The organism is Nocardia vinacea NBRC 16497, from assembly GCF_000308835.1.
GTDB lineage: Bacteria > Actinomycetota > Actinomycetes > Mycobacteriales > Mycobacteriaceae > Nocardia > Nocardia vinacea.
Map to the genome: position 1 here is coordinate 1 of NZ_BAGN01000315.1, position 937 is coordinate 937.

1 protein-coding gene is annotated in these 937 nt (G+C 65.8%); it reads right to left on the minus strand.

Annotated features, from left to right (window positions below; genetic code table 11):
- On the minus strand, positions 1-829 hold an 829-nt coding region (locus ON44_RS53560), incomplete at its 3' end, for a DUF4226 domain-containing protein (protein WP_157187391.1).
- Positions 830-937 lie beyond the last annotated feature (108 nt).

The window sequence follows — 937 nt, forward strand, 5'->3', positions numbered from 1 at the left end:
GTCCGGCGAGGTTGTAGATGTATTGGTTGGTGAGGCGGTTGATTTCGCTGGCGGTGCCGGTGGCGGTGGCGTTGCCGCCGGAGACGATTTTGGCGGCTTTGGCGAGGGCGTTGGTGAGGATTTGGTGGACTTTTTGTTGTCCGGCTTTGGTGTAGGCGGCCGAGCCGATTTCGGCGAGTTGGGTGTCGACCTCGCGGAGCAGGGCGATGACGGCTTTCTTGTCGACCTTGTGGTTGCCCGCCATGGACCGCATGTAGTTGACGAGGTCGTTGTCGAGGTTGTTGAACGCGGTGGCGGCGTTGCGTTGATACAGCTGGTGGGCCTTGAGTTTGGTCGCGGTCGAACCGGACCCGGTGCCGCTGGAGGTGGTGGTGCCGAGTTGTTTTCCGCTCGTGGGGTTTTCGGAGTCCTCGGTATCACTGTTGCCGTAGACGTCTTTCATCTGTTTGAGCACATCGATGGCCTTCTGAGCTTCGGGGCTGAGCCCACCGCTGCTACCGCTCTCACCGGAACCACCACTACCGGAACCGGAACCACCACCGCCGAGTCCGGCCAGCGCGGAGGCGATCATCGGCAGCATCATCGCCCCGGCCATCATCGCCGTCGGCGCCATCGCGGTCAGGGTATCGGGATTCAGTAACCCACCCAGCGGATCGGTGGCCGCCGCATCGGTGGTCTGCGAGGTATTCGGCGCCACCGCACCCGCCGGAGCAGGCGCCGCCTGAGCGCTCTGCTGTGCGGGGGCCGCCTGCGCGGGCGCGCCCTGCTGCCCCCCAGCCCCCGGCCCGACCGACCCCGGCGCGGTCGCACCACCCACCGGAGGTGCCACCCCCTTACCCGAACCAACCTGACCAGAACCAGACTGCGACTGACCAGGCACCACACTCTGACTACCCGGATCCGAACCCTGCTGCGGCGCCTGCGAATTCCCACCCGG